This is a genomic window from Vibrio crassostreae (genome assembly GCF_024347415.1).
In the GTDB taxonomy this organism is placed as follows: domain Bacteria; phylum Pseudomonadota; class Gammaproteobacteria; order Enterobacterales; family Vibrionaceae; genus Vibrio; species Vibrio crassostreae.
In genome coordinates this window covers 1-13,021 of record NZ_AP025476.1, presented here as the reverse complement: position 1 = coordinate 13,021, position 13,021 = coordinate 1, and the positions used below count along the sequence as shown (strand labels likewise).

12 protein-coding genes are annotated in these 13,021 nt (G+C 45.4%); 2 read left to right on the top strand and 10 right to left on the bottom strand.

The features are described from left to right. Positions 1-28: 28 nt before the first annotated feature. The 5 genes from OC193_RS00060 to OC193_RS00040 are packed head-to-tail and all read right to left on the bottom strand — an operon-like array spanning position 29 to position 3,300. On the bottom strand, positions 29-502 hold the full coding sequence (locus OC193_RS00060) for a hypothetical protein (RefSeq protein WP_123923618.1): 474 nt from the start codon (positions 500-502) through the stop codon (positions 29-31). Then, positions 499-1,824 (bottom strand): type II and III secretion system protein family protein, encoded by a 1,326-nt coding sequence (locus OC193_RS00055; RefSeq protein ID WP_230682705.1) that lies wholly within the window; start codon positions 1,822-1,824, stop codon positions 499-501. The genes OC193_RS00060 and OC193_RS00055 overlap by 4 nt, the downstream gene beginning before the upstream one ends. Positions 1,825-1,832: 8 nt before the next feature. Then, on the bottom strand, positions 1,833-2,621 hold the full coding sequence (locus tag OC193_RS00050; protein WP_048662703.1) for an RcpC/CpaB family pilus assembly protein: 789 nt from the start codon (positions 2,619-2,621) through the stop codon (positions 1,833-1,835). Positions 2,622-2,629: 8 nt separating this feature from the next. After that, a complete protein-coding gene (locus OC193_RS00045) occupies positions 2,630-3,064 on the bottom strand; it encodes an A24 family peptidase (protein WP_080967309.1) in 435 nt (144 codons plus the stop codon). Beyond that, on the bottom strand, positions 3,064-3,300 hold the full coding sequence (locus OC193_RS00040; protein WP_048662701.1) for a Flp family type IVb pilin: 237 nt from the start codon (positions 3,298-3,300) through the stop codon (positions 3,064-3,066). Before OC193_RS00040 ends, OC193_RS00045 begins: the two co-directional genes overlap by 1 nt. A 323-nt stretch (positions 3,301-3,623) precedes the next feature. On the opposite strand from OC193_RS00040, the gene OC193_RS00035 reads away from it, so the two are divergent. Continuing rightward, positions 3,624-4,877 carry a valine--pyruvate transaminase gene (locus OC193_RS00035; RefSeq protein WP_048662700.1) on the top strand — a complete coding sequence of 418 codons (1,254 nt, stop codon included), beginning with the start codon at positions 3,624-3,626 and terminating at the stop codon, positions 4,875-4,877. Between the two features lie 128 nt (positions 4,878-5,005). Here OC193_RS00035 and OC193_RS00030 read toward each other — a convergent pair whose 3' ends face one another. After that, on the bottom strand, positions 5,006-5,440 hold the full coding sequence (locus OC193_RS00030; protein WP_009848140.1) for an Hsp20 family protein: 435 nt from the start codon (positions 5,438-5,440) through the stop codon (positions 5,006-5,008). A 422-nt stretch (positions 5,441-5,862) separates the two neighbouring features. Between OC193_RS00030 and OC193_RS00025 the strand changes: the two genes are divergently transcribed. Then, on the top strand, positions 5,863-6,789 hold the full coding sequence (locus tag OC193_RS00025) for a patatin-like phospholipase family protein (RefSeq protein ID WP_048662699.1): 927 nt from the start codon (positions 5,863-5,865) through the stop codon (positions 6,787-6,789). Between the two features lie 60 nt (positions 6,790-6,849). Here the strand turns inward: OC193_RS00025 and gyrB are convergent, their stop codons facing one another. From gyrB to dnaA, 4 genes are all read right to left on the bottom strand, one after another. Continuing rightward, entirely contained in the window at positions 6,850-9,267 is a 2,418-nt protein-coding gene (gyrB, locus tag OC193_RS00020) for a DNA topoisomerase (ATP-hydrolyzing) subunit B (protein ID WP_048662698.1), read from the bottom strand. Positions 9,268-9,284: 17 nt separating this feature from the next. After that, entirely contained in the window at positions 9,285-10,364 is a 1,080-nt protein-coding gene (recF, locus tag OC193_RS00015; protein WP_019825571.1) for a DNA replication/repair protein RecF, read from the bottom strand. Positions 10,365-10,417: 53 nt separating this feature from the next. Then, positions 10,418-11,518 (bottom strand): DNA polymerase III subunit beta, encoded by a 1,101-nt coding sequence (gene dnaN / locus OC193_RS00010; protein WP_017058809.1) that lies wholly within the window; start codon positions 11,516-11,518, stop codon positions 10,418-10,420. Positions 11,519-11,599: 81 nt separating this feature from the next. Beyond that, a complete protein-coding gene (dnaA, locus tag OC193_RS00005; protein ID WP_019825569.1) occupies positions 11,600-13,021 on the bottom strand; it encodes a chromosomal replication initiator protein DnaA in 1,422 nt (473 codons plus the stop codon).

The window sequence follows — 13,021 nt, the reverse complement described above, 5'->3', positions numbered from 1 at the left end:
CTTATTCAAGGAGCTGTAGTAAACGGAGTTACAGTGATTTTTCAGGGTTAACCATTGATTGCCAGCGGTTACCGTCGGTATAGCAACCAAGTTTGCTATACCCATAATGCCCGACCTTTTGTTGCTGACAGACCTCTAGACGAACCTGCATATCCGTTGCAATCACAGACACGCTAAAACGATTTGATGTGTTGTTAACTTGATGCTCCACCTGTGACAGAGCTATATGGTTATTGGCAAGTACCTCATCCAGCACTGACACTAGCGGTTGAGGTAATGAACCATTCACGATAATTTGCCACTGAGCAGTACTGCCCTCTAATTGATAACGCTGAATAAAGGCTTCAAAGCGCTGCTCAACTAAAGTGTGATCCTGACTCTGTGCATTAAATTGATAGTGAATCGGCACCACTTCGATAGAAGTACCTTCAGGTTCAACAACATGGTCAGCGCATCCGTTGATGCCAAAGGCACATAACATTCCTAGTAAATAACGTTTCACTGTTTAAAGCCTCCGGCAGATAAAATTTCGCTCGCCCAACGCTGTTCGGCTTTGTCATATTCACTGTCTAGCGCTAAGAAGCGCTTCAAAGTACCCGTTTTTTCCATTATCGGCAGTTGGATCTGATTCGCTTTAACGGGTTGAACTAAGTTGACCGTCGCCACTATTACGAGCTCGGTCTTATTACGTTCCGTTCCTGTGTGTCGGAATAACGCACCAAGAATTGGGATGTCGCCAATAAACGGGATTCGAGTCAGCGATTCGCGCTCTTCACTATTCAGCAAACCACCCAGTACAAAACTTTGCCCATCCCCCAGCTCAACCGTCGTTTGTGCGCGTCGAGTCTTTAGAGCCGGTAAATCGTAGAGTTCGTTACTGTATTGAGCATCTAAAGAGCTCACCTCAGGGGTCAGTGCTAGCTTAATTTTGTCGTCTCTTAGCACCTTCGCCATCAACTCCAATCGAACACCAAACTCTTTATAGTCCACATTGGTGCCACCATCATTACTGGTCACGACCGGTAACTCTCCACCGACAAGAAAGCTCGCTTTCTCACCAGAGATCACCGATAGATTAGGCTCCGCTAGAATCTGACCAACCTGATCCGATCCCACCGCAGAAATCACAGAGACAATATCGCTAGCACTAAAATGGGTAAGCTGATCAACAAACATTCCTGCATTACCTGCAGTGCCCACTTTGATGCCGAAGTCTTGGATAAAAGAGTGAGATACTTCAGCAATAGTCAGCTTTACATTGACCTGCTTGGTAGCGTTCACTTCAATGTTATTCACCACCCCTCGATAGCGACGCTTGGTCATAAACTCAATGCTTAAGTCATCAACTGGCGCTTCATTTTCAGAAGAGAAGTTTTGTTCAACCTCTTCCTTTCCCAATAATTCACCGACCATCTGGTAAATATTGTCTTTCTCTAGTTCGGAAGATACAGGGCCACTCAAGATGATGTTTTCACCAATGCCATAAACAGTCACTTTGGCTTGTGGATACTGAATTTTTATCTGCTGCTCGATATCGGTATAGCTGCGATTCACAACCAGTTGCTGATTCACCAGTTCATTGCCTTGTTGATCAAAAGCGATGAAAGTCGTAGTTCCTAGATGACGGCCAAACACCACAATTTTGTGTTCATCTATCACCTGATAGTCCGCGACCTTTTGGTCAGAAATGAAGACTGAAGCCACATCACCAGTAACCTTCACGGTTGTAGCCTGCCCCTCAGCAAGGTTGATTAAGCTAGCCGCGACTACTAGAGGCGATAGCAACCAAAGCCCAGCAAAGGCTAATATTCGTTTTGTCATCATGATTCGCCCTACTTAAACCGATATTCGCGTATCTCGTCACGTTGACCAGACAAACTGATCACATCACTTGAATCTGCTTCCAGGTCGTCCGAAAACTCTTCACCAATTGATTTATGCACTTCAATCTCAGCAATGCGCTTGGCTATCGTTAATTGAGCAACCTGTCTATTGGTAACTTGTAGTACCAAGGTCACCTCGGTCACTTTTTCACTGCTTAAAGTACTCACCGAACGCTGTCGACTGACCATATCCAAAACAGGAACCAGAGCGAGCAGCGGAGTCATAGTCAGGTGTTGAATGTCATCGACTCTCTTATCATTGGCCAAGTTTTGCTTAGGTGCCGACAACACTGAAATATCGACCAAGTCTCCAACACTGATCGTGCCACCAACGACATCCTCTCCCGGAACCGTCACGTTAAAAGGCACAAACCCTGGCTCAATCACTGTATTCAAGTAATCGGCTTGACCTGGGGAGGTCAATAACTCAGGAGTAACAATGCCACCTTGTTGCAAGGCCTGTTTGGCAAACAAGCTTTGCTGCCAATTAAAGCGAGTATCTTCAGTTAAGCCATGTGAACCAGCTTGCTGGCGCGTCAGGTACACTGCTTCAAAGTCGCGACGTGCAAGCTTGTCACCTTGCACGACGTTCCGCTTCAACTGCCAAGCAAGTATCTTCGGTTCCACTTGATTGACTGACTGCGTAGGAAATTCTTTCGTAGAAGGCGTTTGTGTCACGCCATAAAGCCCAATAGATATAGCAACAACTGCTAGACCAAGAATGATTTTTGAATTCATTGTTTAACCTATAATGATGCAGCTATAGCTAATAAGCTTGCCAAACAGATTGGTACTGCATAGGGGACGCCACGCTGTGTCCACCGAATATCGGCAGTCATTCGTCCTAACCACCACTGACTAATCGCTAATACACCACCTAAAAAGCCAATAAGTAGCAGCGTAACGGCTATAAATTTAGAGTCGATCGCTAAGCTCAGTACCGCGAATAGTTTGCTGTCGCCTGCCGCGAGTATATTCATCTGAAATAACACACCACCAGCAAGTAGCACGGCAATCGGATGTATTAGGTGTTGAGCCTCACTGTGAAACTCCAGTCGCGATAAGGTCCATAACGCCATGCACAACGCCAAACGGTTGCTGATCTCTCGGTATCGACAATCCGTGTAACAGGCGTAGATTGCCATGGCGGCTAAAATAATTAGCCACCATAAGTTTTCCACTAAAAGCCTTCAGAGCCAGCAGTAGAAAGTTCAACTGTATTTGCATCTGTAATGTTTTGAGAAATAGCAGCAACAGCATCGTTCAGAGCTGCTGTTAAACCGTCACCAAATACAGCAAGCACGATTGCAGACATGCACACACCAAGAATTGCGTATTCAATCGCAGTAACACCACGTTGGTCGTTTTTAAATGCCGCAGTAAACAATTGAGCTTTAACAAATAATTGAGTAATCATTACTTTCTCCAAAAAAGATAAATAGGTTGTTTTGTCTTCGGGAGAGAGAATATTCATTGCGCTATTTTTGAGCAATAAAAGAGTGACCAACTTCACGTTGTTCTGGCGTTTACTGTCGTTCTATTCAGTTTGGGTTCAGTTTGAGGATGTTAAATCGTGATATTTAGCCTAGGTAACAAGAAAAGTTTTTTCCGTGTTAGAGCATTTGGCGCTATGCGTCGCAAAAACATTGCGGTATGTTCAAGGAATACACTGATGGCAGACATAAGGTCTGCCTTAATGACACGTAACAAGCAATCACAATGAATTAGGTAAAATAAGTAATGCAGTTCTCTAAGTTTGGTGAAAAGTTTAATCGTTACTCTGGAATCACTCGTTTAATGGATGATTTGAATGATGGCCTGCGCACTCCTGGCGCAATCATGCTTGGTGGTGGCAACCCAGCCGCTATCCCTGCCATGCTCGATTACTTTAACCAAGCCAGTGCAGACATGCTCGCCAGTGGAGAACTCATAGCCGCCCTCGCCAACTACGATGGTCCGCAGGGCAAAGACAGCTTTATTAAGTCTTTAGCCGCAATGCTAAAAGAGACCTATGGTTGGGACATCAGCGAAAAGAACATCAGCCTGACTAACGGCAGTCAAAGTGGCTTCTTTTACCTGTTCAACCTTTTAGCAGGTCAACAGCCTGACGGCTCACATAAGAAAATCCTACTGCCTATCGCACCGGAATACATCGGCTATGGCGACGCGGGTATTGATGACGATATCTTTATCTCTTACCACCCAGAGATCGAGCTGCTAGAAAACCGCCAGTTCAAATACCACGTCGATTTTGAACAACTAAAGGTTGATGACTCAGTCGCGGCTATCTGTGCATCTCGTCCAACCAATCCAACAGGCAACGTACTGACCGACGATGAAGTACGTAAACTGGACAAGCTCGCGCGTGAAAACAACATCCCGCTACTGATCGACAATGCTTACGGCCTGCCGTTTCCAAACATCATCTTTGAAGATGTCGAACCGTTCTGGAATGAAAATACGATTCTGTGCATGAGTTTATCTAAGCTTGGTTTGCCGGGTGTGCGTTGCGGTATCGTGATTGCGAGTGAAGAAGTAACCCAAGCACTAACCAACATGAATGGCATCATCAGCTTAGCACCAAGCAGTGTTGGGCCCGCTATCGCCAACCACATGATTGAGAACGGTGACCTGCTGCGCTTGAGCAGTGAAGTGATTAAGCCTTTCTATAAAGAGAAATCTTTACGTGCAGTAGAACTACTACAAGACGCTATCGATGACCCACGCTTCCGTATCCATAAACCTGAAGGCGCTATCTTCTTATGGTTATGGTTTGATGAGCTACCAATCACCACAATGGAACTGTACGACCGCCTTAAAGCTCGCGGCGTATTGATTGTTCCGGGCGAATACTTCTTTATCGGCCAAGAAGATGAGTGGGATCATGCTCACCAGTGCTTACGCATGAACTACGTACAAGATGATGAAGCGATGCAGAAAGGTATTGCGATCATTGCTGAAGAAGTGAAAAAGGCTTACAGCGAAAGCAAATAGAGATTCCCTACTCGGTCGTTCCTCCCTCTATGGAATGACACTGATAGAACAAACAAAAAGAGCACCTCATGAGGTGCTCTTTCACTTTTACTTCCCGATATTTTTTAGCTCTAAGGAGCTAACAGTAATTAACCTTCTAGTAGGCTATTACCATTAATAGCAATCTTACGTGGTTGCATCGCTTCTGGGATTTCGCGTTCTAGGTCGATGTGAAGAAGACCATTTTCCATGCTTGCACCTACCACTTTTACGTAGTCAGCCAGTTGGAATTTTCGCTCAAAATCGCGCTCTGCAATACCTTGATATACGAAGGTTTTCTCTGCTTCTGCTTTACGCTCACCTTTCACAATTAGCATGTTCTCTTTCTGAGTCAGATCTAATTGATCATCAGCAAAACCAGCAACGGCCATAGTAATACGGTAGTTGTTCTCGTCTTTTTGCTCGATGTTGTATGGAGGGTAACCGCCAGAAGAGTTCTTCGATGTGTTCGCTTCCATCATGTTGAATAGACGATCGAAGCCGATTGCGTTGCGGTAAAGTGGAGTGAAATCTACAGTTCTCATAATGCTATCCTTTTAGTAAGCAATAGTCTTAGCTGCGAATTTTACTGAGATCGAACCTGTGTGTGACCCAGTAAACAGCTAAGAGATTCAATTCGCATTCCTCGGGTTTCACCTCTATTGGCAACAACGCTGGGACATGACAATGAATCAATTTTTAAGTTGTGTGCTGCTAAAGTTATCCTCTGTTGAGCGATACTTCGTCAGCGGTAATGAAGGTTCTGTTTCTTCTCTTTTGAGCAAGACAGTCATCCTCTTCATAAATAGATATGTGGTGCCACAAAGCGCTTTTCAAGCGGCGTGATTCAACTTTTTAGTTAAGAAAAACCAAACGCTATATAAATATTACTTAATTTTAATTAACCACCATTGGTCATATCCTAATCAGGTTGAATCCTTTTCTATAGCTTTTGGTGGCAATCCTGATGTCTTCTACGCATATTTCTTACGCACTCCACTCTTACGATGCCTTAGCGCACCTAGATATCCACATAGATAAAGTGGCTCTGGTGACGGAAGGCGGCGGCCAACGCGGAATTTTTACAGCGGGCGTGCTGGATGCTTTTCTCGAACAAAATTTTAATCCGTTTTCATTGATGATTGGCACATCAGCGGGCTCTCTTAACCTAGCATCCTATATATGCGGGCAACATCGCCATGCTTACCGCGTCATAACAGAAGCAACAGCCAGTCCTGAGTTCTTCGATACCTATAAGTTCTTACTGCAAAAGAAAGGATTAGACCTAGATTGGTTACTTGAACAAACCGAAACCAGCTTACCGCTCAACTGGCAGTTAGGTCATGACAATATGAAGAGTTGTAAGGTGCTTGCCTGTGCATCCCATGCGACTCGTCACGAGCCAGCCTATTTTGACTTAGACTCACACACTTGGCAGGACGCTCTCAAAGCCTCATGTGCCGTTCCCTTTATCAGCACAAAGGCAATTCAAGCGAATGATGAAGAGTGGCTTGATGGTGGTGTTACCGCCCCCATCCCAGCACAAGAAGCCTATAACCAGGGTTATAAACATATTGTTGTGATTCGGACAGTACCTATCTCAACGTCTTTTGATCACCGCTGGATGTGCAAATACAGTAAGTTGTTAGGGAAAACAAAAGCCAAAGCGATGATTGAGCTGTTACTCAAACACGAAGCCCATTACCGCGCGACACAAGACTTTCTGAGTAACCCGCCAGAAGACGCCACCATCTATGAAATTCATCCAGACAAAGCGCTGCACTCAACATTGCTGGGAAGTCCACAGCATGCACTTGAACATGACTACGAGGTAGGACTTTTATCCGGAAAGTACTTCCTCGCTACGGCGGGTCGTCATATCGAACAGGCATAAAAAAGCACCGCCAATGGGCAGTGCTTTTATCGTTTTGAGTTTCTTTATTACTAAAGAAATCTATACATCAAGGTTAGCAACCTTCAATGCGTTCTCTTCGATGAAGTTACGACGAGGTTCAACTTGGTCACCCATTAGCGTCGTAAACAACAGATCAGCACCAACAGCATCTTCAATCGTTACTTGCATCATACGGCGAGTTTCAGGATCCATCGTGGTTTCCCAAAGTTGATCAGGGTTCATCTCACCTAGACCTTTGTATCGCTGTAGGCTTAGACCACGACGAGACTCTTTCACTAACCAGTTCAGAGCATCAACGAAGCTAGAAACTTCTTGAGTACGCTCACCACGCTTAATGTAAGCGCCTTCTTCAATCAAGCCATCAAGTGCTTCAGAAAGATCCGCTAGCTTACCGAACTCTTTAGAGTTAATAAGATCGATGCTCAGTAGGTGTTCATGAGTCACACCATGAGTACGAACCACAATCTTAGGAACGCTTAAATCTAGCTCTTCGTGTTTTTCAACTTCAAGGCTGTATTGGCTCGCACCCACTTCTTTCGCGTTTAGTTGCTCAACAAGCTGCTTACCCCAAGCTTCAACTGCCGCGTCATCATGACACTGCTCAGCCGTTAGACGAGGAACGTAAATCAGTTCGTGAACCAATGCACGTGGGTAACGGCGGCTCATACGATCAACAAGCTTGATGCCTGCATTGTATTGCTGAACAAGCTTCTCTAAACCTTCACCTGCAAATGCTGGCGCTTCAGGGTTAACGTGCAGTTCTGCATTGTCTAAAGCCAAAGATACTTGATACTGGTTCATTGCATCTTCATCTTTAATGTACTGCTCTTGCTTACCCTTCTTCACTTTGTAAAGTGGCGGTTGAGCAATGTAGATGTAGCCACGTTCAATCAGCTCTGGCATTTGACGGTAGAAGAACGTCAGTAGCAGAGTACGGATGTGAGAACCATCGACATCGGCATCGGTCATGATGATGATGTTGTGGTAACGCAGTTTATCTGGGTTGTATTCGTCACGGCCAATACCACAACCAAGAGCTGTAATTAGCGTTGCTACTTCTTGAGAAGACAGCATTTTATCGAAACGTGCTTTCTCTACGTTAAGGATTTTACCTTTCAGCGGTAGGATTGCTTGGTTCTTACGGTTACGACCCTGCTTAGCTGAACCGCCAGCAGAGTCTCCTTCCACAATATATAGTTCAGACAGTGCAGGATCTTTTTCCTGACAGTCAGCAAGCTTACCTGGAAGACCCGCTAAATCTAATGCGCCTTTACGACGAGTCATTTCACGAGCTTTACGCGCTGCATCACGAGCACGTGCTGCATCAATAATTTTAGAACAAACTGTTTTCGCTTCACCTGGGTTCTCAATCAGGAACTCAGACAACTTCTCACCCATTGTAGATTCAACGGCAGACTTCACTTCTGAAGAAACCAGCTTATCTTTAGTTTGGCTTGAGAACTTAGGATCAGGCACTTTAACAGAAACAATCGCTGTCAAACCTTCACGAGCATCATCACCAGAGGTCGCAGTCTTCGCTTTCTTAGAGAAGCCTTCCTTGTCCATGAAGCTGTTCAGAGTACGCGTTAGCGCCGCACGGAAACCAGCTAAGTGAGCACCACCATCGCGTTGAGGGATGTTGTTGGTGAAACAGTAGATATTTTCTTGGTAGCCGTCATTCCACTGCATCGCAACTTCAACGGTAATACCGTCTTCACGCTCAGAGTTGAAGTGGAAGATTTTTTGGATGATTGGCGTTTTGTTGGTATTAAGGTGTTCAACAAACGCTTGGATACCGCCTTCGTATTCGAAGTGATCCATTTTGTCTTCTTCGCGCTCATCAATTAGCTTAATTGATACACCTGAGTTCAAGAATGATAGCTCACGTAGACGCTTAGCTAAAATGTCGTAATGGAACTCGATGTTAGTGAAGGTTTCTTCACTCGGCCAGAAACGAATCTCTGTACCTGTTTTATCCGTGTCACCGATAACCGCTAGTGGCGCTTGAGGCTCACCGTGGCTGTAGGTTTGAGTGTGGATTTTGCCACCACGGTGGATAGTAAGAGTAACTTGCTTAGAAAGTGCGTTAACTACTGAAACACCAACACCGTGCAGACCACCAGATACCTTGTACGAGTTATCATCGAACTTACCACCAGCGTGAAGAACCGTCATGATTACTTCTGCTGCTGATACGTTTTCTTCTGGGTGCAATTCTGTTGGAATACCACGGCCGTCATCGCTTACAGACACAGAACTATCTTCATGGATAGTTACAATGATGTCATTACAGTGACCAGCTAGCGCTTCATCAATAGAGTTATCTACCACCTCAAAAACCATGTGGTGCAGACCGGTACCATCATCCGTGTCGCCAATGTACATTCCAGGACGCTTACGTACCGCATCCAGACCCTTCAGTACTTTAATACTCGATGAATCGTAATTATCTGACATAGTTACTCTCTGACTAATTATCCTTGCTCTATTTTGCCATGTTCCACATGAAACATCCTGCTATTTTCGTCATGCATATCTGCAATCTGATCAGCGGTAATAGAGCTTACAAAAACTTGAGCCTGGGTCGCCTTCAAACACTCAGCAAGACGTGCTCGGCGTTGGCTATCTAATTCGGAAGCGAAGTCATCTATTAAATAGATGCACTGCTTACCTGTCATTTGAGTGAGGTGTTGCCCTTGTGCTACTCGTAGCGCGCACACCATCAACTTCAATTGACCTCGTGACAAGACATCTTCCACTGGAGTGCCGTTCACTTTTATCTTCAGATCCGCTTTGTTGGGTCCACTAAAGGTGTAACCAAGTTGCTGATCCCTTTCAAAATTCTTTTCTAATATCTCGGCGTATGGGGTGTCTTTGTCCCAGCCACGATAATAGTTAATCTTTATCTCAAACTCAGGAAGGAAGGTCGCACAGATCTCTTCGGCGACTTCTTTGAGCTGATCAACGTAGGTGGCACGCCACTGACTGATGCTTTCAGCTAAACGGGCCAGTTCTTGGTCCCAATAGCTCAGCTCTCGATAGTGGGTTGCCGTTTTCAATAAGGCGTTTCGCTGCTTATTGAGGCGCTTTACCCTGCCCCACGCATCATAAAAGCCCGACTCACTGTGGAAGACTCCCCAATCAATGAATGCTCGGCGATGCTTAGGTCCATCTGTCAGTAAATCAAACCCTTCGGGGTGAATCAACTGCAAAGGTAAGACTTGAGCTAACTGAGCCAACTTTTGCCCAGTTTGACCGCTTATTTTAACCTCTGTCGTGCCATCGCGCTGCTTATTAATGCCAATTGGCAGCTCAAATTGATCCGAGGTCATAAAACGGCCGTGTACAAACAGCTCACTACACTCGTTTTGTATGATACGACCGGTAAGTGAACTCTTGAATGAGCGACCGTGTCCGAGCAGATACACCGCTTCAAGGACGCTGGTTTTGCCGCTTCCGTTAGCCCCTATAAGAAAGTTAAAGCCTGATGACGGTTGAATGTCACAGGCTTCAATATTTCTAAACTGCTTAACGATTAAGCGCGATAAAGGCATAACGTCTTCATATTAATCTTCAATCACGACTCGGTAGGTCAACATGGGGCAGCTTATAAGCGAATTGGCATAACAACGTACATCGCGCTGTCATCTTGTGCGTTCTCAATAAGAGCACTCGCATTGGCGTCTGACATTGAGATACGAACCTGTTCACAACGCAGTGTGTTCAGAACATCCAATACGTAGCTTACGTTAAAGCCAATCTCTAGAGCATCACCGTCGAAGTTAACATCGAGTACTTCTTCTGCTTCTTCTTGCTCTGGGTTGTTCGCGGTAATACGCATCTCGCTATCCGCAAGATTAACGCGAACACCACGGAATTTTTCATTCGATAGAATCGCAGCACGAGAAAATGCTGAACGTAATTCATCACAGCCAGCTTCAAGTGTCTTGGTGGTATTTTGCGGCATTACGCGGCGATAATCAGGGAAACGACCATCTACTAACTTAGAAGTGAAGACATAGTTGTTCACTTCCGCACGCACGTTAGAGTTACCGATTTGTAGTGTTACTGGCTGTTCAGGTGCATCCAATAGCTTCACTAGCTCTTGCACACCTTTACGAGGAACAATGATCTGCTTCTGAGCAAAATCCGCACCCAGTTGTGCTTGAGATACTGCCATACGGTGACCATCGGTCGCCACGCTGCGCAGGATAGAGCCTTCAATCTCAAACAACATACCGTTGAGGTAGTAACGAACATCTTGGTTCGCCATTGAGAATTGCGTTTTCTCGATAAGACCGCGAAGTTCAGCTTGTGTCACTGACACTTCAACTTCACTGCTCCAGTCTTCAATATTAGGAAAATCTGCCGCAGGTAATGTTGCTAATGAGAAGCGGCTACGACCAGAGCGAACCTGAATACGGTCACCATCCAATACCACAGTGATCACTGAGTTATCTGGTAATCCACGGCAGATATCTAGGAATTTACGTGAAGGTACGGTAATGCTGCCCGCTTCGAAATCACCTTCAAGCGTTACACGGCTGATCAGTTCAACTTCTAGATCCGTCGCTGTCATCGACAACACGTTATCTTCTACTTTAATCAGTAGGTTTCCTAGAATTGGAAGCGTTGGCCTGCCACCGAGTGCGCCAGATACTTGTTGTAATGGCTTAATCAGGTGACTACGTTCAATGGTAAATTTCATATCTTGCTCTTACGGTCTAAATGGCACTGCGTAATAGTACGTGGCCAAGATTCTGCTTATTAAGGTTAAGAATACTGTGTATTAAGAAGAAAGGGTACGAATCAGGTTCGAATAATCTTCTTTAATGTCGTGGCTCTCTTCACGCAGCTGAGCAATCTTACGACAAGCATGCAGTACCGTCGTGTGGTCACGACCACCGAATGCATCGCCAATCTCAGGCAAGCTGTGGTTTGTTAGCTCTTTCGCCAGTGCCATCGCCAATTGGCGTGGACGAGCAACAGAACGAGAACGACGCTTAGACAATAGATCAGCGACTTTGATTTTGTAGTACTCGGCTACTGTCTTTTGAATGTTATCAATAGTGACCAGTTTTTCTTGCAGTGCAAGTAGGTCACGCAGTGCTTCACGCACGAAGTCAATCGTGATCGGACGGCCAGTGAAGTTTGCATTGGCAATAACACGGTTCAATGCGCCTTCCAGCTCACGAACGTTAGAGCGCAGGCGCTTGGCAATAAAGAACGCCACTTCATCCGCAAGGTGAATTTGGTGGTCTTCTGCTTTCTTCATCAAGATCGCAACACGCGTCTCAAGCTCTGGCGGCTCAATCGCAACCGTCAAACCCCAGCCGAAGCGAGATTTAAGACGATCCTCTACCCCGTTGATCTCTTTTGGATAACGGTCAGACGTTAGGATGATCTGTTGGTTACCTTCAAGCAGCGCGTTAAAGGTATGGAAGAACTCTTCTTGAGAACGCTCTTTATTGGCAAAAAATTGGATGTCATCGATAAGCAATGCGTCAACACTACGGTAGTAGCGCTTAAATTCTTCGATCGCGTTGTTTTGCAGGGCCTTTACCATATCCTGAACAAAACGTTCTGAGTGCATGTAAACCACTTTCGCATTTGGCTTATTATCAACAATGGCGTTACCCACCGCATGCAACAAGTGCGTTTTACCTAAACCAGTGCCGCCGTATAGGAACAACGGGTTGTAGGCTGTTCCTGGGTTATCAGAAACCTGACGTGCCGCAGCCAAACCCAGTTGGTTCGACTTACCTTCAACAAAGTTATTGAACTTATGTTTTGGGTTCACGTTTGAGCGGTGATTCAAATCAACCGCGACAGGCTCTTCATCACGCCAAATATTATGGACAGGCTTGCGAGCTTGTAATTGCGCAGGTGCTGATGACTCAGCGGCCACATCGGCTGCAGTACGAGTCTGAGTCGGTGCTGGTGTCGCAGGCTTTGGTGCAATCACACGCTTGCTTCCCACTTCAAAATGAAGATGTGGGATATCGTTGCCGCAATATTCTTGCAGCAAACGGTTAATGCTATTTAGATACTTATCACGAACCCAATCGAGTACGAAACGGTTCGGTGCAAATAGAGTTAGAGTATTGTCATTGAGCTCCGCTTGTAACGGACGAACCCACATACTGAATTCTGTAGCTGGTAACTCTTCTTGAAGCTGTTGCAAACACTGCAACCAAAGCGAAGATGACAC

Coding starts and splice junctions, on each gene's coding strand:
- OC193_RS00025 (WP_048662699.1), top strand. CDS start 5,863: ATGTCTTCTACGCATATTTCTTACGCACTCCACTCTTACGATGCCTTA.
- gyrB (WP_048662698.1), bottom strand. CDS start 9,267: ATGTCAGATAATTACGATTCATCGAGTATTAAAGTACTGAAGGGTCTG.
- OC193_RS00030 (WP_009848140.1), bottom strand. CDS start 5,440: ATGAGAACTGTAGATTTCACTCCACTTTACCGCAACGCAATCGGCTTC.
- OC193_RS00040 (WP_048662701.1), bottom strand. CDS start 3,300: ATGATTACTCAATTATTTGTTAAAGCTCAATTGTTTACTGCGGCATTT.
- OC193_RS00050 (WP_048662703.1), bottom strand. CDS start 2,621: ATGAATTCAAAAATCATTCTTGGTCTAGCAGTTGTTGCTATATCTATT.
- recF (WP_019825571.1), bottom strand. CDS start 10,364: ATGCCTTTATCGCGCTTAATCGTTAAGCAGTTTAGAAATATTGAAGCC.
- dnaN (WP_017058809.1), bottom strand. CDS start 11,518: ATGAAATTTACCATTGAACGTAGTCACCTGATTAAGCCATTACAACAA.
- OC193_RS00055 (WP_230682705.1), bottom strand. CDS start 1,824: ATGATGACAAAACGAATATTAGCCTTTGCTGGGCTTTGGTTGCTATCG.
- OC193_RS00035 (WP_048662700.1), top strand. CDS start 3,624: ATGCAGTTCTCTAAGTTTGGTGAAAAGTTTAATCGTTACTCTGGAATC.